The organism is Phascolarctobacterium faecium DSM 14760, assembly GCF_003269275.1.
GTDB classification, from domain to species: domain Bacteria; phylum Bacillota; class Negativicutes; order Acidaminococcales; family Acidaminococcaceae; genus Phascolarctobacterium; species Phascolarctobacterium faecium.
This window is the reverse complement of the sequence record NZ_QLTS01000003.1, coordinates 70,249-90,298: the sequence shown is the minus strand read 5'-3', so window position 1 is coordinate 90,298 and position 20,050 is coordinate 70,249. Positions and strand designations below refer to the sequence as shown.

Annotated in this window: 19 protein-coding genes; 10 read left to right on the top strand and 9 right to left on the bottom strand. The window is 44.4% G+C overall.

Translation table 11 applies throughout. The features are described 5' to 3' along the window. Nucleotides 1-21: 21 nt before the first annotated feature. Nucleotides 22-450: a DUF3887 domain-containing protein gene (locus C8D73_RS05500; RefSeq protein ID WP_046430594.1), complete on the top strand. Its 429-nt coding sequence runs from the start codon at nucleotides 22-24 to the stop codon at nucleotides 448-450. 51 nt (nucleotides 451-501) lie between these two features. Here the strand turns inward: C8D73_RS05500 and hemL are convergent, their stop codons facing one another. Genes hemL through C8D73_RS05470 form a run of 6 tightly spaced genes read right to left on the bottom strand, consistent with a single transcriptional unit; the run spans nucleotide 502 to nucleotide 7,140 of the window. Further along, a complete protein-coding gene (gene hemL / locus C8D73_RS05495; protein ID WP_113077571.1) occupies nucleotides 502-1,800 on the bottom strand; it encodes a glutamate-1-semialdehyde 2,1-aminomutase in 1,299 nt (432 codons plus the stop codon). Nucleotides 1,801-1,811: 11 nt separating this feature from the next. Beyond that, nucleotides 1,812-2,792 (bottom strand): porphobilinogen synthase, encoded by a 981-nt coding sequence (gene hemB, locus C8D73_RS05490; protein WP_113077570.1) that lies wholly within the window; start codon nucleotides 2,790-2,792, stop codon nucleotides 1,812-1,814. Between the two features lie 5 nt (nucleotides 2,793-2,797). After that, complete coding sequence (gene cobA, locus C8D73_RS05485) at nucleotides 2,798-4,315, bottom strand: uroporphyrinogen-III C-methyltransferase (RefSeq protein ID WP_113077569.1); 1,518 nt, start codon at nucleotides 4,313-4,315, stop codon at nucleotides 2,798-2,800. 12 nt (nucleotides 4,316-4,327) lie between these two features. Next, nucleotides 4,328-5,248, bottom strand: a complete 921-nt coding sequence (hemC, locus tag C8D73_RS05480) for a hydroxymethylbilane synthase (protein ID WP_021718717.1) — start codon at nucleotides 5,246-5,248, stop codon at nucleotides 4,328-4,330. Next, a complete protein-coding gene (gene hemA / locus C8D73_RS05475) occupies nucleotides 5,220-6,527 on the bottom strand; it encodes a glutamyl-tRNA reductase (protein ID WP_021718716.1) in 1,308 nt (435 codons plus the stop codon). Before hemA ends, hemC begins: the two co-directional genes overlap by 29 nt. Continuing rightward, the gene (locus C8D73_RS05470; RefSeq protein WP_021718715.1) at nucleotides 6,481-7,140 is read right to left on the bottom strand and encodes a precorrin-2 dehydrogenase/sirohydrochlorin ferrochelatase family protein; all 660 of its coding nucleotides are present in this window, start codon (nucleotides 7,138-7,140) and stop codon (nucleotides 6,481-6,483) included. Before C8D73_RS05470 ends, hemA begins: the two co-directional genes overlap by 47 nt. 217 nt (nucleotides 7,141-7,357) lie before the next feature. On the opposite strand from C8D73_RS05470, the gene C8D73_RS05465 reads away from it, so the two are divergent. Then, on the top strand, nucleotides 7,358-7,954 hold the full coding sequence (locus C8D73_RS05465; protein WP_113077568.1) for a DUF1847 domain-containing protein: 597 nt from the start codon (nucleotides 7,358-7,360) through the stop codon (nucleotides 7,952-7,954). Nucleotides 7,955-8,096: 142 nt separating this feature from the next. On the opposite strand, the gene C8D73_RS05460 is transcribed toward C8D73_RS05465, so the two are convergent. Both C8D73_RS05460 and C8D73_RS05455 read right to left on the bottom strand, forming a co-directional pair. Beyond that, nucleotides 8,097-9,338: a metal-dependent hydrolase family protein gene (locus C8D73_RS05460; protein WP_021718713.1), complete on the bottom strand. Its 1,242-nt coding sequence runs from the start codon at nucleotides 9,336-9,338 to the stop codon at nucleotides 8,097-8,099. A 49-nt stretch (nucleotides 9,339-9,387) separates the two neighbouring features. Continuing rightward, nucleotides 9,388-10,854, bottom strand: coding sequence for an APC family permease (locus tag C8D73_RS05455; protein ID WP_021718712.1), 1,467 nt, complete (start codon nucleotides 10,852-10,854; stop codon nucleotides 9,388-9,390). Nucleotides 10,855-11,138: 284 nt separating this feature from the next. Here C8D73_RS05455 and C8D73_RS05450 point away from each other — a divergent pair, with 284 nt between their 5' ends. Further along, a complete protein-coding gene (locus tag C8D73_RS05450) occupies nucleotides 11,139-11,852 on the top strand; it encodes a LytR/AlgR family response regulator transcription factor (RefSeq protein WP_113077567.1) in 714 nt (237 codons plus the stop codon). A gap of 1 nt (nucleotide 11,853) precedes the next feature. Further along, nucleotides 11,854-13,188, top strand: coding sequence for an ATP-binding protein (locus tag C8D73_RS05445; RefSeq protein WP_021718710.1), 1,335 nt, complete (start codon nucleotides 11,854-11,856; stop codon nucleotides 13,186-13,188). An 11-nt stretch (nucleotides 13,189-13,199) separates the two neighbouring features. Here the strand turns inward: C8D73_RS05445 and C8D73_RS05440 are convergent, their stop codons facing one another. Next, entirely contained in the window at nucleotides 13,200-14,633 is a 1,434-nt protein-coding gene (locus C8D73_RS05440) for an APC family permease (protein WP_021718709.1), read from the bottom strand. Nucleotides 14,634-14,883: 250 nt separating this feature from the next. Between C8D73_RS05440 and dhaL the strand changes: the two genes are divergently transcribed. The 6 genes from dhaL (at nucleotide 14,884) to C8D73_RS05410 (ending at nucleotide 19,961) form a co-directional block, all read left to right on the top strand. Beyond that, entirely contained in the window at nucleotides 14,884-15,498 is a 615-nt protein-coding gene (gene dhaL / locus C8D73_RS05435) for a dihydroxyacetone kinase subunit DhaL (protein WP_046430580.1), read from the top strand. Nucleotides 15,499-15,553: 55 nt separating this feature from the next. Beyond that, entirely contained in the window at nucleotides 15,554-16,546 is a 993-nt protein-coding gene (locus C8D73_RS05430; protein WP_021718707.1) for a dihydroxyacetone kinase subunit DhaK, read from the top strand. Nucleotides 16,547-16,570: 24 nt separating this feature from the next. Next, the gene (lsrF, locus tag C8D73_RS05425; RefSeq protein ID WP_113077566.1) at nucleotides 16,571-17,452 is read left to right on the top strand and encodes a 3-hydroxy-5-phosphonooxypentane-2,4-dione thiolase; all 882 of its coding nucleotides are present in this window, start codon (nucleotides 16,571-16,573) and stop codon (nucleotides 17,450-17,452) included. Next, the gene (locus tag C8D73_RS05420; RefSeq protein ID WP_113077565.1) at nucleotides 17,449-17,766 is read left to right on the top strand and encodes a VOC family protein; all 318 of its coding nucleotides are present in this window, start codon (nucleotides 17,449-17,451) and stop codon (nucleotides 17,764-17,766) included. The genes lsrF and C8D73_RS05420 overlap by 4 nt, the downstream gene beginning before the upstream one ends. A 1-nt stretch (nucleotide 17,767) precedes the next feature. Next, on the top strand, nucleotides 17,768-18,685 hold the full coding sequence (locus C8D73_RS05415; protein ID WP_113077564.1) for a sugar-binding domain-containing protein: 918 nt from the start codon (nucleotides 17,768-17,770) through the stop codon (nucleotides 18,683-18,685). Nucleotides 18,686-18,845: 160 nt separating this feature from the next. Continuing rightward, nucleotides 18,846-19,961, top strand: coding sequence for an acyltransferase (locus C8D73_RS05410; RefSeq protein ID WP_021718702.1), 1,116 nt, complete (start codon nucleotides 18,846-18,848; stop codon nucleotides 19,959-19,961). Nucleotides 19,962-20,050 lie beyond the last annotated feature (89 nt).

The following is a 20,050-nucleotide window of genomic DNA, read 5'->3' as shown; positions in this document are numbered from 1 at the left end:
AGTGATGAGAGGATGACTTATATGAAAAAATTAGTAATGCTGGTAACTGTAGTTTTAACAGTGGCAATGGCCGCGGTATGTTTTGCTGCCGGAGACGGTAATGATTTAAATAAACAGCAGAAAATAGTTGATAAGTTTGTAGCGGCATTGACTGTTGCGGACGACAGCGGTTATGCAGGTGCTGCAGCGGGTTTTAGCCCCGAACTGAAGCAAAAAATGGATGTAAAAGCTTTTGCTGCTTTGCAAAAGCAGGTCAAAGATACTTTAGGGACAATGAAGGAAATGAAATTTGTTGCTTATGAGCGTTTTGATCAGGGTGACCGGTTGACTTATCTGGGAAGCTACAGTAAACAGCAGCTGGTACGTGTGATTTATGGCTTTAATAAAGAGGGCAAGCTGACGGAGTTTATTTTTGCTCCGGTAGAAGTTCAAAAACAAGAACAAAAATAATCAAAAATAAAACGTCATAACCTAAAGGTTATGACGTTTTTGTTTTTCACTTTATTTTTTCGCAGCAGCAACTGCGCTAAAAGCTATTTCAGCTGCCTGTAATGTTTTTTCGATATCTTCAGGCGTATGGGCCAGAGATAAGAAATTGGTCTCAAATTGAGATGGAGGAAGATAAATGCCCTGTTCCAGCATGCTATGGAAATAAATGCGGAACGCATCTAAATCGCTTGTGCAGGCGCTGTCATAGTCATAAACTTCCTGATCAGTAAAGAAAACAGTAAACATAGAACCAAGACGGTGCACCTGTACAGGCACTCCTGCCTTGGCAGCGGCTTTAGCAAGGCCTCCGGTCAGGATGGCTGTCATGCTTTCCAGCTGGCTGCAGACATTGTGTCCGCGCATGTAGGTAAGGTTGACGATACCGGCTGCCATAGCCAGAGGGTTGCCGCTCAAAGTGCCGGCCTGATACATGGGGCCAACAGGAGCAACCTGTTCCATGATCTGGCGTTTACCGCCGTAAGCGGCTACCGGCAGCCCGCCGCCGATAACTTTGCCCAGACAGGTGATATCAGGATCAATGCCGTAGAGGCCCTGAGAAGATTTTTCACTGCTGCGGAAGCCAGACATGACTTCATCACAGATAAGCAGTGTTCCATATTTTTTTGTGATGGAGCGAATGAATTCCAGATAGCCGTCCTGCGGTAATACCAGTCCCATGTTGCCGGGAGTTGGCTCCATGATAACGGCGGCAATATCGCTGCCTTTAGCAGCAAAAGCAGCTTCCAGGGCAGCCCGGTCGTTAAAAGGAACAGTGATGGTATTGGCGGCAACGCCTTTAGGAACACCGGGGCTGTCAGGAACGCCTAAAGTAGCTGCGCCGCTGCCGGCTTTGACCAGCAGGCTGTCGTGATGGCCATGATAACAGCCTATAAATTTAACGATGCTTTCACGTCCTGTATAAGCGCGTGCTAAACGCAGAGCACTCATGGTAGCTTCTGTTCCGCTGTTGACCATACGTACCATTTCCATAGAAGGGACAAGTGTGCAGAGAAGTTTGGCAAGCTCTGTTTCAGCCAGGGTCGGCGCGCCATAGGATGAGCCTTTGGCGGCTGCAGTTTGGATGGCTTCGGTGACCTGCGGGTGTGCATGCCCTAAAAGTAAAGGACCGTAAGAAAGTACATAATCGATATATTCGTTGCCGTCGATGTCGGTGAGTTTGCTGCCGCTGCCTTTGGCAATGACAGGCGGAACACCGCCAACACTGCGGAAGGAACGAACGGGGCTGTTGACGCCGCCGGGAATGTATTGTTTGGCTTCGGTAAAAGCTGCCTGAGATTTGCTGTGATCCATATGCGGCCTCCTTATTTGCCCAGCAGCCATTTGGCTACGTCGAGAGCATGATAGGTGATGATCATTTTGGCGCCGGCACGTTTAAAACCGAGCATCGTTTCCATAACGATACGCTGTTCATCGATCCAGCCTTTTGCTGCTGCTGCTTTGACCATAGCGTATTCACCGCTGACATTATAAACGCATAAAGGGCGGTTAAATGTTTCTTTGACACGGCTGATGATATCCATAAAAGCCAAAGCGGGTTTTACCATAACGATATCTGCGCCTTCCTCGATATCAAGAGCCACTTCACGCAGAGCTTCGTCACTGTTGCCGGGATCCATCTGATAGCCTTTGCGGTCGCCTGCAGAGGGAGTGGAATCGGCTGCAGCGCGGAAAGGACCATAATAGGCTGAAGCGTATTTAGCTGAATAAGCCATCAGGGACACATTGCTGAAACCTGCTTCGTCTAAGGCTTCACGCATAACTTTGACATAACCGTCCATCATATTGGATGGCGCAATGACATCAGCGCCAGCTTGAGCGTGGGAAACTGCGATTTTAGCTAAAAGCGGCAACGTTTCATCATTGTTGACAGTACAGCCGTTTTCCAGAACGCCGCAATGGCCATGTTCTGTATATTCACACAGGCAGGCATCGGTGACGACTACCAGTTCGGGATAAGTGTTTTTGATCAGGCGGCAGGCCTGCTGTACAGGTTCTTCTGCATCCCAGGCGCTACTGCCGACAGCATTTTTATAAGAGGGGATACCAAACAGTATAACGGCAGGAATTCCAAGTTCGCTGATTTCCTGTAAAACTTCCGGTAAACGGTCTAAGGACCAATGGTAATTGCCCGGCAGCGATTCAATTTCATTTTTTACACCGGTGCCCGGGACGACGAATAACGGATAAATGAGGTCTTTAACGGAAAGTTCAGTCTCTCGGATCATGCTGCGCAGGTTTTCTGTAGCGCGCAGGCGGCGGGGACGGTAAATAGGAAAGCCCATACTGATCACTCCTTATAATATCTTTGAATAGCGTCTGTCAAACCTGCAATAGTAAATGTTTCAGCTATGATGTCAGGTTCAAGATTATTTTGGCGGCAGGTTTCGGCGGTAACAGGGCCAATAGCCGCTGCTGGAATATTATTGATAAGTTCTCTTTGATCGCCTAAGGATGCCAAAAGATTAGTAACAGTTGAGGAACTGGTAAAAGTAACAAGATCAACTTCTCCGTTTTGCAGAGCAGTCAGCAATTCTTCTTTGTTATCCAGAGCGGTAACAGTTTCATAGGCAGTTACAACATCAACGCTGGCTCCTAAAGCACGCAGGCTTTCCGGTAATACTTCACGGGCTACTTTAGCGCGTGCCAGCAGGATTTTATCACCAACTTGCACTTCTGTTGACAGGGTTTCGGCCAGTTCTTCAGCCTTGAAGGCTGGGGGCACTAAATCGGCGGAGATGCCATAGTTTTTTAAAGCTTTCGCCGTTTCACTGCCGATAGCGGCTATTTTGATGTCAGACAGGGAACGGGAATCTAATCCGGCATTATCAAGGCGATTGAAGAAAGCGGTAACGCCGTTAGCACTGGTCAGGATCAGCCATTTGTAGGTTTTGATGTTTTCGATTGCTTTATCCAGCGGGGTATAATCTTCCGGGGGTATGATTTTGATTGCCGGCGCCTCGATTACACGAGCACCAGCGGCTTCCAGCTGTCTGGTCAAAGCACTGGCCTGCGCGCGGGCTCTGGTTACTACGATTGTTTTGCCAAAGAGAGGTTTGTTATCGAACCACTGCAGCTGCTCGCGCAGTTTGACAACATTACCGACGATAAAAATTGCCGGCGGTTTCAGATTTGCCGCGGCAACGTCGGCAGCAGCAGTACCGACAGTAGTGATCAGAGTGCGCTGTTCCGGTTTGGTGCCCCAGCGAATGACTGCTGCCGGAGTATCGGCGCTGCGCCCGTTGGCGATGAGATTTTTTGTAATATTAGTAAGATTTTCGACACCCATCAGGAAAACTAAAGTATCAACAGCGGTAGCAAGACCGCTCCAGTTAATAGTTGATTCGCCTTTGGTAGGGTCTTCGTGGCCGGTAATGACTGCAAAGGAAGTGGCTACGTGACGATGGGTGACAGGAATGCCTGCGTATTCGGCAACTGCGATGGCAGAAGTTACGCCGGGAACGAATTCAAATGGCAGTCCGGCTTCTAAAAGTTCAATAGCTTCTTCACCGCCGCGTCCGAAAACAAAAGGATCACCGCCTTTGAGGCGGGCAACAGTCTTACCTTCGGCTGCCAGCTTTACCAGCAGTTTATTGATATCTGGCTGACGCATTGTATGGTTGGCAGAAGCTTTACCGACATAGACCATTTCTGCGTCGTCTTTAGCATAAGCTAAAATTCTCGGATCTGCCAAACGGTCGTAAACGACAGCGTCGGCTGTTTGCAAGCATTCCATGGCTTTGATTGAAAGCAGACCGGGATCACCGGGGCCTGCACCGATCAAGTAAACTTTTCCCTGTTTTGTCATTAATTTCTCTCCTTACATGATCTCGGCGAGAATTGCACGGCCGCCCTGATCTAACATTTTATTGCCAAGTTCTTTTCCAAGTTCTGCAGCATTTACAGCCTGGCCTCTGATCGTATCGCGTAAAACAGTGCTTCCGTCCAGAGATGCGATGATTGCTTCAATAGATACAGCATCTCCTTCAGTGACAGCATGTACACCAATAGGGACCTGGCAGCCGCCCTCAATGAGCCCTAAAAAAGCACGTTCGGCATCAGTAGCCTGTTTGGTAGGCTGGTCATTTAAAAAATTAAGCATAGCTCTTACTTCTGTATTATCGGTGCGGCATTCGATTGCCAAAGCGCCTTGTCCAACTGCGGGTAAGCAGAAATTATGGGGGATTATTTCTCTGATCCGATCGGTATATCCGAGACGAGTCAATCCTGCCGCAGCAAGGATTATAGCATCCATTTGGCCGTCGTCAAGCTTCCGCAGACGCGTATCGACGTTGCCTCGTAAATCTACGATTTTCAGATCCGGGCGTGCTGACAAAAGCTGGGCTTTGCGGCGCAGACTGGAAGTACCCAGAACTGCTCCCTGCGGCAGTGTTTCGATAGAAGCATATTTATTGCTGACAAAAGCGTCGCCAGCATTAGCCCGCTTGGTAACCGCTGTCAGGCACAGGCCTTCCGGCAGAACAGTAGGCATATCTTTCAGACTGTGGACGGCAAGATCAATTTCACCTTCTAGAAGAGCAGTTTCCAGTTCCTTGGTAAAAAGTCCCTTGCCGCCGATTTTGGCCAGCGGTACATCAAGGATACGGTCTCCCTTGGTAATGATTTTTTTTAAAGTTACAGTACATTCCGGATATTGCCTGCGCAGAAGGTCGGCAATATGATTGCTTTGCCACAGAGCCAGCAGGCTCTGTCTAGTCCCAATAATCAAATTTGTTTTCATCACCTATATAGTCCTCTCCCGAATCGTTGAGTAAAAATAACTCGCAGATCATATCTCTGTAACGTTCTTCATCTGCCGTTCCGGCAGCACTGTTCATAGCTGTCATTGGTTCGCGCAGGAATTTGTGTTCCAGGCGCTGAGTCATGATATCGATGATACGGCGTTCTTTATCAGTAAGATTTGGCAGTTTGGCAAATGCCCGTTTTAAAACCTTCTGCCGCAGAAAATTCATTTTTTCATGCAGCTGCACCATTACAGGCCGCATCGTCAGATAGCGCAGCCGTTCTTTCAGTGCCGTTATTTCTTCGTCAATAATTGCTTCAGCCACCTTGGCTTCAGAAGATCGGAAATTCTTATTCATATCGACAACGCCTTCCAGATCGTCGATATTATACAGGGTAACGCCTTCTATATCTCCAACCAGAGGATCAACGTCACGGGGAACGGCAATATCAACTAAAATAAGCGGTTTGCCGCTGCGTTTAGGAATAATATCGCGTACACCCTGTTCTGTTATCACATAGTGAGGCGCTCCTGTAGAAGTGATAATGATATCAGAGGTTATCGCCTGATGCATAAATTCGTTATACGGGATCGCAGTACCGTTAAATTTTTCTGCCAGTTCTTGAGCGTGAGACAGATTACGGTTACTGACAAAGATAGTTTTAGCGCCTTTATCAATCAAATGGCGGGCGGTCAGTTCACTCATTCTGCCGGCACCCAATACTAAAATATTGGCTTTAGTCAGATCGCCGACAACGTCGATAGCCAGATCTACCGCGGCGGAAGAAACAGAAACAGAACTGTAGGCGATCTTTGTTTCTGTACGTACACGCTTGCCGACGGCGATAGCACGATTAAATAAGGTGTTGAACAAAGTGTCTGTCATACCGCAGCTGCGGGACAGATGATATGCATTTTTAATCTGGCTCAGGATCTGGCCTTCCCCGATGATGAGTGAGTCAAGGCTGGAAGCGACTTTAAACAGATGACGGACGCAATTAATGCCGGTCAGATTATAGAAATAGTCGGGTTTATATTGTTCGCCTGCCAGATGGCGCAGCAAAGTACGGATAAAATGTAATCCGGCAGCAGGATCTTCCAGCACCATATAAAGTTCAGTACGGTTGCAGGTTGAAAGTAAAACTGCTTCGTTGAGGTTGTCGTTATTGCGCAGCCGGCGCAGCACACGAACCGTTCTATCCTGTGAAAAATTGAAACGTTCACGGATCTCAACGGGGGCTGTTTTGTGATTCAAGCCTAAAACGATTAGCTGCATCAGTAATGATCTCCTTTGCTTGGTCAAGCTTACCTGCATGAAGCAGGCCGATGACGGATTGGTTTAAAGTCTGACGCCAGAAAGCAGTACGCTTTTCAGGTGTAGTAGCTATTGTTTTCAGTTCTCGTCGAAGCTGTTGTAAGAATTCGTTGAATTCGGCAAAATCAGAGCCATAATATGCCCTAAGGTCCTGTGACAGTACCCGCGTCAAAGCGGGCATACCTCCGGTAGACAGAGTAAATGTCAAAGCCCCGTTTTTTACGGTTGAAGGCACACTGAAGTTACCTAATGACGGTTCTGTAACAACATTACAGAGACAGGGTGCAGCAGCAGCGATTTTTCTGTTGATATGAAAATCGTCGGTTGCTGCAATCGTTACAAAAGCATCAATGAGATCGTTGTCTGCATAAGCGCGCAGTTCCAGCTGCAGCAGTCCGGTCTTTGCTAAAGTCAACAGCTGCGGGTCAGCCGCAGGTGCGATTACAGTCAGGTCCGCACCTGCTTCGATCAATGGCAGCGCTTTACGGACGGCTACTTTACCACCGCCGATAATGACACATTTTTTATTTTTTAAGTCCAGCATGGCCGGATAAGAAAAAGAATTCTGCTGCATGTTTACCTGCTTATAAAAATAGATTTTACGTAAGGATAAATGTTGAAAAATACAACAACTATAATATCATAAATTAGGATTTATTTCCAGTTAAAAGAGTGTTGCAGAGCAGGAAATCAGAGCTGTTGCTTGCTATATTAAAATTAGAAAAAGGATTTGCTGTTTGAGCGGCGAATACTTACAGATAAACATCAGCCTATGATAGGAGGAATGACTTATGAACTGTGCTTTTTGCCCTCATCACAAATGTTATACCAGCGGTCAGAACTGTACTCGTCTGACTCATGAAGAAATCAGCGAGTATTATACCGACGAAGATAAAAAAATGATGCGAGCGTCGTCTGCGACAGAGAGCCGCAATTATTTGAAAATGACACGTTTGGAAGAAAGCGTATTTTTCGCTAAAGAGATGGGTGTAAAGAAAGTCGGGATAGCCTTTTGCATCGGTTTAGCCAATGAAGCTCATTTTTGTGTCCAGTATTTTAAGAAGGAAGGGCTGGATGTTCAATCAGTATGCTGCAAAGTCTGTTCCGTTGATAAAGATCTGCTGGAACTGGAAAAAATCAAACCCGGACAGCGTGAAGCTATGTGTAATCCTAAAGTGCAGGCCCGCCTGCTGAATGAAGGCGGTACAGAATTGAATTTTATCGTAGGGCTTTGCGTAGGTCACGATATGCTTTTTACCATGGAATCCAAAGTGCCGGTTTCCAGTATAATTACTAAGGACAGGGTTTTAGCAAATAATCCTGCTGGGGCGGTTTATTCACGTTACTGGCGCCGTAAGCTGGGAATTTTGGAAGAAGGCACTGTATAAGAAAATATTTTTTTATGAAAGTCTGTCGCTTATGCGGCAGACTTTTTTACTGTAAAGCAGCAAACGGAAGGGAAATTCCCTTCCGTTTGCTTGAGAAACTTATGTAGGAGGATGATAATGTTACCCAAGTAGCTGCAGAAGGTTATTGTTTTATGATTGTACCTTCTTTCATGATAATTTTCATATTGTTAACTGCAACAGCGCGTATATTTTCTAAAGGATTGCCATCTAGGACAAGGATATCAGCAAACTTATCTACTTCTAAAGTGCCGGTTATTTTATCGACCTTCAGCATTTCAGCACCTACTTTTGTTGCTGCAACGATAGTATCCATTTCTGAAATGCCGGCTTTTTCTACGAAAGAATACATTTCGCCGATAGCAGTGGTCCCGTAAGGTGTAAGGCTGGAACAGAAGCTATCAGAGCCAATGGTTAACCCTATGCCTTTGGATTTTGCTTTACGCAGATTGGCGTAAACACGGTTCAGTTCTTTTTCTGCAACAGTTGCTCCGGAATACTGATCGTGTACCTCTGGGATGTATGGCGGCGCGTATGTTTTGAACCATTCGTTAAGGAATTGGATTGTTGGGCAGAAGTAAATCCCTTTTTCAGCCATGATATCAAGACATTCATCATTTAAGGTCTGTCCATGGATAATCAGATGAACTCCGGCTTTTGCAGAATCAAGGGCGCCACCGTAACCTTCGGCGTGAGACCAGACTGGGATACCGACCATATTGCATTCGTCAACGACAGCCTTGATTTCTTCAAAGGTATAATGCTGGTCTAATTTTTGATCCCAGCGCCAAATGCCGCCGCCGGTAGACCATATTTTGATAGCGTCAGGATTTTCACGCAGTCTTTTGCGGACAGCTTTACGCAGTTCCCAGGGGCCGTCTACACGTTCAGCCCATGGATGAGATTGTTCATTATACCAAATAGGAAGTTTATGAGAATCTCCGTGGCCGCAGGTACGGCAGAAGCCTAATCCTGTACCGACGACACGTGGTCCCTGCATAACACCTTTTTCTACCATATTTCGGATTGCAAGGCCTGAATAAGAGATTTCTCCGACTGTAGTCAAACCATTTTCCAAACATTCGTGGGCCTGTTGTACAGCTACTACCGTTTTTTGAACGCGATCTTCTAAAACCCACTCGGTATCGTCATCGGTCAAGTTGCCGGAAAAGTGCAAGTGCGTATCAATAAGTCCTGGCATGATAGTTTTGCCATTAATATCGATCTGTTCATATTCAGGAGAGATTTGCTTGGCAGGTCCGGCATAGGTTATTTTTTTGCCTTCGACCAAGACTAATGAGTTTACAAGTGGTTCTCTACCGGTGCCATCAATGAGATAACCTCCAACTAAAGCGATTTTTTTCATGATAAATACCCCCTTGATTATTTTTTGTGAATATGGTTTTTAATTAAAGTTATTTATGAATCTGTGTGTCATCTATGGATATCGAAATTGTTGTAGATCCAGAGGTTTTATTTCGGTGCAAAGTTTTGATAATCAGGCCTATAGCCAGCCATCCCAAAACGATACTCCATTCTACGGCATTTAGTGTAGCGGGGCTTCCGGGAACTATCATCAGAAGTACGATCAGTGATCCTGCAAGACAGGCCAGTGAGATGCCAAATTTTCCGCCTGGTACTTTATAAGGTCTGGGAAGATCAGGTTCTGTAAGGCGCATTTTGTAACAGGAGAAACTGACCATAGTACAGGCGAAAATAAAAGCCAGAGCTGAGACATTAGTCAGTGGTACTAACATCTTTTTTCCTAGAAATGGGCCGATAACAGTTAAAACGGCTAAGAGAATATTAGCTGTTTTGGGAGTTCCTGAAACAGGGTCTACTTCAGCAAAAGATCTGGGCAGTTGGCCTTTACGTCCCATAGCAAGCATAATACGGCTTGTAGCACCATAAAAAGAATTCATGGGACCCATAGGCCCGATTGTGGCAATGCAGAGCATTGCGATATACAAAAAAATATTTATTGTTTTCAAACAAGCTAAAGCAGGAACAGAACTTTTTACAAAATCAGTCCAGGGTATGATACTGCCAAAGGAATAGATGCAGACCATATAAAAACCGCCGGAGGCTAGCAGTGCTAGACTGATAACACGCCCAAATTTGTTCCAGTCGAGACCTTCAGCGGCTTCTTCTGCCTGTTGAGGAATAGTGTCGAAACCTGCGTAAAAGAATGGTGTCATAACAAGAACCGAGATGATACCGGCAAACATAGTTGAAGCTGAAGTTGATGAAGCCGCACCTTCAACACTGGCAAAAATTGGTTGGATGTTCTCAGGGCCGCCTTTAACAAGTGAGATACCCATAGCAAGAATCATTCCACAGAGCAGGGCTTTAGTAAGAAATGCCTGTAGGCTTGCCGCTGCGGAAGCACCACGAAAATTTTGGATGATTACATAAACAGCAAAACTCAGAGCAATAACAGTGGGAAGCAGGTAGACATCAGCGCCCATAATTGAATAGAGCTTAATTGAACGGAGGATTGGAAATAAATCTCCGAACATATCTGAAACGAGCGTTGAAATAGCAATTGCTTCCCATGGACAGAGGATTGCATTGCCTAAAGCCAAGAACCAGCCGGTAATATAGGACATGGTATTTCCATAAGTACGGTCTACATATTCAACGATGCCGCCGGAAATAGGGATTGCTGCAGTAAGTTCTCCGAATACAGCTCCGATAGGCAGTAGAAATACAGCTCCAATAATAAAGGCGATCATAGCTGCTACAGGACCTCCACCAATGATCATCCAGTCGCCTACCATCAAAACCCAGCCGGTTCCGATAATAGCTCCGAAACCGATTGTAAAAAAATTCCAGAGTGACAGTGTTTTTTGCATACTGCCTTTTTGGTTTGATGCTGACATGTAAAAGCCCTCCTTTGAGTGAAGATAATGAGAAACATGAAACGGTGTCTAAATATTCGAATAATTTAGAGAAGGGTAGTAACTTTGTACAGCTTTACTATAGCTTAAAGTAAATCGTGTTACGACAAAAATTTCATAATTGATATATTCGATGTAATATCAGGTACGGGTTAAATTTTATGGCAGCAAAATCGGCACTTCCAGTGTCATAATCGTAGCGATTAGTTCAAGATGCAGATGTTATAATAAAAATATAATTACCAGTTAGGAACGGAGGTGAGAAGATGTTTTATATTGCTTTGTGCGATGATGAATGGCAGGCTGTAGAAATATTGACCGGTTATTTATCAGAGATCAAAAGATCGGGATTACAGCTGGAAAGTGTGCCTTTTTTGAACGGACGGGAACTGGTACATCAGTATGAACGGGGGCGTAAATTTGATATCATCATATTGGACATGCTGATGAAGCCATTAAATGGTATTGAAACAGCAAGGCTGATCAGGAAATATGACAGCGAAGTGCCGATTTTAATCGTAACGGGAACTGTTGAATATGCGATGGACGGTTATCAGGTAAATGCCTATCGTTATATTTTGAAGCCAGTAGATAAAGCTTATTTTTTACAGGAAGTACGGACTATTTTGACATCAATAGCCAGGTTACAGAATAAATATTTCAGTTTTACCAATGAAAAAGGATTGTTTAAAATAAAAACTACTGATATTTATTATTTCGAATCTAATATGCGCACTTTATCGGTTCGCCATCTGGGGGGAAAAACAACTTTTACGGGGAAAATCAGTGAGGTGGAGGAGTCACTGAGTGAACAGAGTTTTTTCAGGATTCATAAAAGTTATGTTGTTAATCTAAAACATATACGTAATATTTTTAAAGATACTGTTACTTTAGAAAATGGAGAGGAATTGCCGCTTAGCAGGCATCGCAGCAAAGAATTGCGGCAGCAGTTCCTATCCTATATGAAGGAAAATATTTGATATGGATATTATGCTGAAATGGATCGCTTATGTGATTTTATCTGCGGCTGAGACGTGGATCGGATATCGTCTTTTCAATACTTATTTGACTCGTAATTCAGTAAGACAGAGGTATTATTGGCTGGGGGTGATATTTTATTTTACTTTCCAGATGTTTTCTTATGTAAATGAAAGTCCCATGTTTTCGACGGCTGCTTATTATTTTTTCTTTGCTACAATTATTGCTGTTGTTTTCTTTTCTGATTCTTTACAGAATAAGATTACGATTGCCTTACTGTTTGTTATTATGAATTATGCATGTAAAACGGCTATGACAGGTATTGCCTTGGCCTGGGGTGAACAGACTTTGCCGCGGGAGCTGATTAATTATCGCATTGTTATGGATCCCTGGTCGCAGATGATGGCATGTATACTGTTTGTTTTGAGTTTATGGGGTACGATTTGTATTCGCGAGTTGAGGCTGAATAAGCAAAATTTACTTTATGCTGTAATTTCATATCTGTTTCCACTGACTGTGATGATTTCAGTAATCATTATTTCCCATAAAAATATTGGGTTTGGATCTGCCGCTGGGATACAGGTCTTTTATATTTATACTTCAGTACTTTTGTTTTCTGCATCAATCAGTCTTTTCTACCTTCTGGAAAAAAATATTCTTTTGGATATGTCCGGAGAAAAGTCATCGGTAATGGAAGAATTGCTGTCACTGCAGCGCCGTCACTATGAACGATTGGATATATCACAGCGCGAATTACAGAGTCTGCGGCATGATATCAAAAATCATATTAGCTGTCTATATGCGCTTTTGGACAGTGGTCATGCTAAAGAAGCTAAGGAATATATTAAGGAACTTTATACCTGTAATAAAGGCTTGCAGGGCATTATTTACAGTGGGAATATAGTTATTGATTCCATTCTCAGTAATGGTTTGGCTAATTTGGAAAACCGTGGTATAAATTTAAAATGCAGTATAATTATACCGCCTTCGTTAAATATCGCTGACGTGGATCTGTGTATTCTTTTTGGAAATTTGATTGATAATGCCGTGGAGGCATGTGAAAGAATCGTAGAACCGGGCAGGAAAAAATTTATTGTTCTTAACGTCAATATCAAAAAAGATTATCTGTTCATTGATATCGCTAATTCGTTTACTGGTGAAGTGAAAAAACAGAATAATATTTACAGAACAGTGAAGATTGATGAGCGTTATTGTGGTATAGGCCTGTTTAATATTAGAAAGATTGTTGAAAAATATAATGGTGAATTTTCAGTCAGCCATTCTGATAATGTTTTTAGTGTTTCGGTTATGTTGTCATTACTCTGGGGGAAAAAATAAGGACTGCCGTTTTAACGGCAGTCCTTATTTTTTTTATAAAGATGCAGGCTTTTAACTAGCAGCCCCAAAGCAGTCCATCCTGTCAGCACCAGGTATTCAGTTTTACTCAGCGAAGCAGAGGTGCCGGGCAGCAGCATGGCAGCAATAATGAGAAAACTGACGCAGCATGCAGCACTGATACCCGCTTTGCCGCCAGGGACTTTGTAGGGGCGGTATAGATTTGCTTCGCTGCTGCGCATTTTATAACAGGCCAGACTGACCATCATACAGGAGAACATGAAGGTCAGGGCAGCAACATTTGTCAGAGGCAGCAGCATATTGCTTCCCAGGAAAGGGGCGAGAACGATACTTGTGCTGAGCAGAATATGTGTAGATTTGGCAATAGCCTGAGAGTGGTCGGAGGGGCTGAAGGCTGCAGGCAGTTGTTTTTTTCGGGCCATAGCCAGTAAAATCCTGGAGGATGAGGCATAAAAGGAGTTCATAGGACCCAACGCTCCCAAAACAGTTATGCAGAGCATGAGAAAGTATAAATTAAAATTGATGTGCTTAAGACAGGCAAGAGCGGCCAAAGGCTGTTTGACAAAACTTGTCCAGGGGATAAGACTGCTGAAAGCTGCTATACAGATAATGTAAAAGGTAGCTGCAGATAAAAGTGCAAGGCTGATAATTCTGCCGAATTTGTGCCAGTCTAAGCCCTGAGCAGCTTCTTCTGCCTGCTGCGGGATAGTGTCAAACCCGGTATAGAAAAAAGGCGTTACTGTAAGCAGGGCAAAAATACCGGTCCAGAGAGAGGTGGCCTGAGTATGTGCTGTCGACTCATTGACCGGAAGAAAAAGCGGCTGCCAGTTTGCAAGACTGCCTTTGTCAAAAGCACTGATAATGGCCAGCAGTAATCCTGCGAGCAGCGCTTTAGTCAGGAAAGACTGGGCTTTAGCTGCTGCTTTTGGGCCGTGCAGATTTTGTCTGATGATAAATCCTGAAAGGCAAAGCGCTATCAGTACTGGGAAAAGGTATACATCGGCACCTAAAATGCTGTAGAGCCTGATTGAACGCAGCCAGGGAAACATATCTCCGAACAGGGTTCCAAAAAGGGTGGAGACAGCAATCGTTTCCCATGGGCACATGATAATATTACTTAGCAGCAGCAGCCAGCCTGTAATAAAAGATACTGTTTTACCGTAGGTGCGGTCAACATATTCTATTACCCCGCCGTCAATAGGCAGAGCGCTTGTAAGCTCTCCGAATACAGCTCCGATAGGCAGTAAAAGCAGCGCCCCCAGTAAAAATGCCAGCATGGCCGGAATTGGTCCTCCGCTGATGATGATCCATTCGCCGACTAAAAAAATCCAGCCGGTACCGATGATCGCACCGAACCCGATTGTAAAAAAATTCCAGAGCGTCAATGTCTTTGATATATTCTTTTGTTTGACAGAGTCAACGGACATAAAAAAGTCCCCTTACATAAATTTTCAGGAATAAAAATGATAATAATTTTAGTTTATACTTTTAAAGTATATAGTGCGGCTAACACTGCTTGTTTAATCGTTTACAATAATGCCTGATAAAAGCTTTATAAAATTACAAATTCTGCCAGAAGTTATAATGTGAAAATGTCGCAAATTGTCTGAAAATTAATTTACAAATGTTCTGACAAATGTTAAAATTACGGTAAATACATTTGTGAGGTGATCGGAAATGCTGACTTTGCCTTTACTTAGAAAAATGTTGAATCGTGCTGGTACAGAGCTGAAAGCTAACAGTAAATATTTATGTGAGCTTGACAGTGTGGCTGGCGACGGTGATCACGGAATCACTATTGGCAGAATGGCTGATGTGATGAAAGAAAAAACAGAAGATACTACTATTGATACGATGAGGGTCTTGCTGGATGAGCTGGGCGACGCTTTTATGGGTATCAACGGCGGCAGCGCCGGACCGCTTTGGGGTACGGTGTTTACAGGGATGGCCGAAGGAATAGACGATCAGGCTGAACTGACTGATTTAGAGCTGCGGAAAATGTTTACGCAGGCCAAAGAAGATTTTATGGATATTTCCAAAGCAAAGCCCGGTGATAAGACTATGGTCGATGCGCTGTATCCGGCTATCGATGCCATTATTGAAACACAAGGAAGCTTAAAAGAAATCATGACAGCTGCGGCTGCAGCTGCTGACGCTGGTGCGGAACAGACCAGTACTATGGTTGCCAGATTCGGCCGCGCTAAAAATATGGGTGAGCGCAGTATCGGTACTAAAGATCCCGGTGCTGTATCCATAGCTATTTTATTCAACGGTATGGCGCAGGCCTTATAAAAGGCTTAATTTTCCGCAGGTGCGGAAACAAATAAAATTTTGGAGGTTGAAAAGCATGAAAAAATTTATTAACGATCCCGAAAATCTGACCAGTGAATTACTGGAAGGTCTGGCTCTTGCCAATAAGGATATCATCCATCTTGAAGATGGCAACCTGGTTGTAAATAATAAATTGAAAGATGCTGACCGCGTTACGATCGTCACTTTGGGTGGTACCGGCCATGAGCCTGCTATCAGCGGTTTTGTCGGCGAAGGTATGGTAGATATTTCCGTGGCTGGTAATGTTTTCGCCGCTCCTGGCCCGCAGGCCTGTATAGAAGCAATCAAAATGGCAGATAAAGGCCACGGTGTTTTGTTTGTTGTTTTGAATCATGCCGGCGATATGCTGACCGGTAATCTGACAATGAAACAGGTTAAAAAACTGGGATTGAACGTAATAAAAGTTGTTACGCAGGAAGATATAGCCAATGCTCCGCGCAGTAATGCTGACGATCGCCGCGGGTTAGTCGGTTGTGTGCCGTTGTATAAAATTGCCGGCGCAGCAGCTGCTGCAGGTAAGTCTTTGGAAGAGGTGGCCGCTGTTGCACAGAAATTTGCTGACAATATGGCTACGATCGCTGTTGCAGCTAAAGGCGCTACTCATCCGGCTACGGATATGGTCATTGCTCAGATCGAAGAAGGTAAAATGGAAATCGGCATGGGGCAGCATGGTGAAGGCGGCGGTGGCTTGACTGAAATGAAAACTGCTGATGAAACTGCAGCTATTATGATAGATGCCCTTCTGAGAGATTTGGATATCAAAAAAGGTGAAAAACTTTTGGTTATCGTTAACGGCGTTGGCGCTACTACGCTGATGGAACAACTGATCGTTTTCCGTAAATGCTGTCATTATCTGGCAGAAAAGGGTATTGAAGTTGTTGCCAATATTGTTGGTGAAGTGCTGACAGTACAGGAAATGGCCGGATTCCAGCTCTTTATTGCCCGTATGGATGATGAACTGCTCAAATATTGGAATGCACCCTGCCGCACCCCGTATTATAAAAACTAAAGTAATATTTTTAAGGAGATAAAAATGGCAGATAAAGACGGTAATATTATTGCTAAAGATTATGGTATCGGCATCAAGCCGCCCACCCAGCACTTTCATGTAAAAGGTCATGAGAATGCCGGCTGGGGTATGAAGGCACGTCTGTCACAGATTTTTGCGGCTGACGGGCGCACAATCATGCTGGCGTTCGATCATGGTTATATCATGGGCAGTACAGCTGGTCTGGAAAGACTGGATCTGGTCATTCCGCCGCTGATGGATCATGCTGATTGTCTGATGGCGACTCGTGGCGCGCTGAGAACCTGTATTCCAGCCGATAACCGCAAGGCGATTGCTTTGCGCTGCAGTGCAGACAGCTCTGTTTTGAAAGACGATATGAGTATGGGTGTCATTGGTACCGATATTGAGGAAGCTCTGCGCATGAACGCTTCCTGTATGGCCGTACAGTGCTTTATCGGTTCTGCTTCTGAAATTGCTTCCCTGCACAATCTTTCTTACTATATCAATAAAGGTGAACGTTATGGTATTCCCGTATTGGGTGTCGTCGCCGTTGGTAAAGAGATGGAACGTACCACGCGTTATTTTGCTTTAGCGACAAGGCTTTTGGCTGAACAGGGAGCACATATCATCAAGACCTATTACTGTGAAAATTTTGAGCAGATCACTGCTGCCTGTCCGGTCCCAATCGTCATTGCCGGTGGTAAAAAGGTTCCGGAACCGGAAGCTTTGGATATGGCTTACCGTGCTGTTAATGAAGGCGCAGCCGGTGTTGATATGGGGCGCAATGTTTTGCAGGCAGAATGTCCGAGTGCTATGCTGCAGGCGATTCGTATGGTTGTGCACGAAAATGTCAAACCTGAAGCTGCGTATAAGGCTTATCAAACATTGATGAAGGACGTGAAATGATGAAACAGTTTATGCACGTGGGAGTACCCACTGATAAAATCATGGAAGACGCTGTTTATGCCGAAGCTATCAAGACATATATCGTAGCTCCTGAAACTAATGAATTCAATATTGAATACCTGCGTTTTGAGAAAGATACACCTTTGCCGAAAGAACTGCAGACTATGGTCCATGTTGCTTATAAGGTAGACGACCTGGATGAACAGGTAAAAGCAAATACTGTTGTTGTTGAGCCCTGGTTTGCCGATGAAAATACCCGCCTTGCTTTTATTATGAAGGACGGTATTTTAATGGAATTGATGGAAGTGAAATAAATTGCTGAGCGGCAAAGAACGAACTGATCTTGTCAACGTGGCCCGGCTCTATTATGAACAGGGGCTGACGCAGGATCAGGTCGCTAAGCGAATCGGAGTTTCCAGGCCGTTAGTGAGTAAGATGTTGACGCGTGCGCGCGAAGCAGGGATCGTACATATCGAGATCCGCAGTTCGACAGAAGGCGATGCTGCTTTGTTAGAGGCACTGCAAACAAGGTATGCCCTGCATGGAGGTATGGTTCTGCCGGTACAGGACTCAATGGAAGAAAATCTTAAAGCGGCTGCGGATTATCTGTCCGGTGAGCTTTTGTATGAACGTAATTTAGGATTGGGATGGGGGTATCTGTTGGGAGAAAGCATCAGTCTGCTGACGCAGCAATGTAACCGTCGGCAGCCTGGTGCTGTGCTGCCGCTGATCGGCAAGGCACATATCCCCAATAAAGGTTACCGTGTGGACGAACTGGCAGAAACGCTGGCCTCAGCTTGCGGCAGGCATGCTTATCGTCTTGCTGTACCGGCTTTTCCGGACAGTTTGGAAGAACGGCAGCAGTTTGAAACGACTGAAGCTTATTTGGAACTTGACGCTATGTGGCAGAAACTGGATGCTGCTCTTGTTGAGATCAGAGATTTTCCCAGTGTTCCTGATGAAGCAACGGCGACACGTTTTGGTGACAGTTTGAAACGTCAGCGGGCAGTCGGCAGCTTTTTGTCCTATTATTATAATGAGCGGGGCGAATTTATCAGTGGCGAAAATGATTTTGCTGTCAGGATTCCGTTAGGAACTTTGCGGCATTGTCCCAAAATTATCGGTTTAGCACTTGGTGCTGCGCCGAATGCCATAACAGGAGCTCTGAAAACAGGTTTATTTACGCATCTGCTGGTAACGGAAAGCACTGCGCGTAAAATTTTGGAGAAATGATATAAATGTTTTTACGCCTGTCCGGCGCTTTTGTACCGGACAGGCGTATTATTTTTGAACATTTTGTGTTCGAGAATGCTGTGGGGCTTAACAAATCTTGTTTTTGAGTTTATACTGTTTTTGAATAATTATCACAACAGTAAAGAAAGCTGGCAGGAAAATGCAGAAAAGCAATACAGTTTTGATTTTACGGGGATTTGTTGTTTTAGGTGTTATTTTGATGCACACAAGCTGGTTTTTCAGCAGCGGCGGCAGTGAAAATATGGTAGCACTTTCTTCAATGCTGCTGGAGGTGCTGTCATTGTTTGCAGTGCCGCTGTTTATGGCGATAGCGGGTTATTTGTTTACAGGACGTAATAAGCACGCTTACATTTACAGCGCTGCTTTTTTTAAGAAGATGCTGCTGTCGGTATTGTCGCCTTATTTGTTGTTTTCTACCCTCTATATAGTAACTGCTTTTGTTTTTGACGGTCATACATATACGCTGGGTGAAATAGTCGTTGATATGCTGACGGGAAGTGCTGCGGTGCATTTGGGATTTTTCAGGGCGCTGATCGGGTTCTATCTGGTGTATCCGTTTTTAATCAGGATTTTTACTAAATGCCGTGAGTCAGGCTGGCTGAAATACTATTTTGCTGCGGCAGCTGTTTTGCAGATCTCTTGGAAGGTGTTGAATAATATTCAGTTTGAGACTGTTTGGATCAGCTACCTGCTTATGGGGACAATGTTTCTGCGTTATCTTGTTTATTTTTCGCTGGGAATGGCGGCCTACTATTATAAAAAAGAATTTTTAGAGTGGATCGGCAGGAGTCGGAAATTTTTGGTTTGGCTGCTGATCATTTTTATTCCTTTAGTTACCGTATGCTGGTTGGAAAAGTACTATTGGAAGACCTATTATATTTTGGAGTTTATCTGTTTTCCGCTCAATATGTTTTTATATACGATTTTGATAGCGATGCTGTTTTATCATTCTGAGGATATTGATAGAAAAAATACCCTGCAAAAGCGGTTTGTGCTGTATTTGGGCAATTATTCGTTCGGTATTTTTCTTATCCATATCTTTTTTATGTATCTGTGTACTGAGTATCTGCTGCCTTTGCTGCAGATCACGCCTTCGATGCTGACTTTTTATCCGCTGCTGTTCGTTTTGATGCTGGTATTGAGTCTTGGGAGTATGGAAATACTGGCGCGGCTTCCTTTTCACGAGCTGCTGATAGGGAAGGTTGAACGCCGGCTGCTGCTGCGCAGAAAAAGCGGCAGAACTAATAGCTTATAAGTTTGATTTTTCTGATAATTGATGTTAGAATAACGATAATCTCAGTTTGGAATTGCCAGGCTGTAAGTAGAATTTTGTAGAATGGAAGG

Bases quoted from the DNA above. Each gene is read 5' to 3' on its own strand.
- hemL (WP_113077571.1), bottom strand. From the start codon at position 1,800: ATGGATCACAGCAAATCTCAGGCAGCTTTTACCGAAGCCAAACAATAC.
- C8D73_RS05470 (WP_021718715.1), bottom strand. From the start codon at position 7,140: ATGCAGCAGAATTCTTTTTCTTATCCGGCCATGCTGGACTTAAAAAAT.
- C8D73_RS05410 (WP_021718702.1), top strand. From the start codon at position 18,846: ATGCAGAAAAGCAATACAGTTTTGATTTTACGGGGATTTGTTGTTTTA.
- C8D73_RS05500 (WP_046430594.1), top strand. From the start codon at position 22: ATGAAAAAATTAGTAATGCTGGTAACTGTAGTTTTAACAGTGGCAATG.
- C8D73_RS05460 (WP_021718713.1), bottom strand. From the start codon at position 9,338: ATGAAAAAAATCGCTTTAGTTGGAGGTTATCTCATTGATGGCACCGGT.
- cobA (WP_113077569.1), bottom strand. From the start codon at position 4,315: ATGACAAAACAGGGAAAAGTTTACTTGATCGGTGCAGGCCCCGGTGAT.
- C8D73_RS05420 (WP_113077565.1), top strand. From the start codon at position 17,449: ATGATGAAACAGTTTATGCACGTGGGAGTACCCACTGATAAAATCATG.
- lsrF (WP_113077566.1), top strand. From the start codon at position 16,571: ATGGCAGATAAAGACGGTAATATTATTGCTAAAGATTATGGTATCGGC.
- hemB (WP_113077570.1), bottom strand. From the start codon at position 2,792: ATGGGCTTTCCTATTTACCGTCCCCGCCGCCTGCGCGCTACAGAAAAC.
- C8D73_RS05440 (WP_021718709.1), bottom strand. From the start codon at position 14,633: ATGTCCGTTGACTCTGTCAAACAAAAGAATATATCAAAGACATTGACG.
- dhaL (WP_046430580.1), top strand. From the start codon at position 14,884: ATGCTGACTTTGCCTTTACTTAGAAAAATGTTGAATCGTGCTGGTACA.
- C8D73_RS05430 (WP_021718707.1), top strand. From the start codon at position 15,554: ATGAAAAAATTTATTAACGATCCCGAAAATCTGACCAGTGAATTACTG.
- C8D73_RS05465 (WP_113077568.1), top strand. From the start codon at position 7,358: ATGAACTGTGCTTTTTGCCCTCATCACAAATGTTATACCAGCGGTCAG.
- hemA (WP_021718716.1), bottom strand. From the start codon at position 6,527: ATGCAGCTAATCGTTTTAGGCTTGAATCACAAAACAGCCCCCGTTGAG.
- C8D73_RS05450 (WP_113077567.1), top strand. From the start codon at position 11,139: ATGTTTTATATTGCTTTGTGCGATGATGAATGGCAGGCTGTAGAAATA.
- C8D73_RS05455 (WP_021718712.1), bottom strand. From the start codon at position 10,854: ATGTCAGCATCAAACCAAAAAGGCAGTATGCAAAAAACACTGTCACTC.
- hemC (WP_021718717.1), bottom strand. From the start codon at position 5,248: ATGAAAACAAATTTGATTATTGGGACTAGACAGAGCCTGCTGGCTCTG.
- C8D73_RS05445 (WP_021718710.1), top strand. From the start codon at position 11,854: ATGGATATTATGCTGAAATGGATCGCTTATGTGATTTTATCTGCGGCT.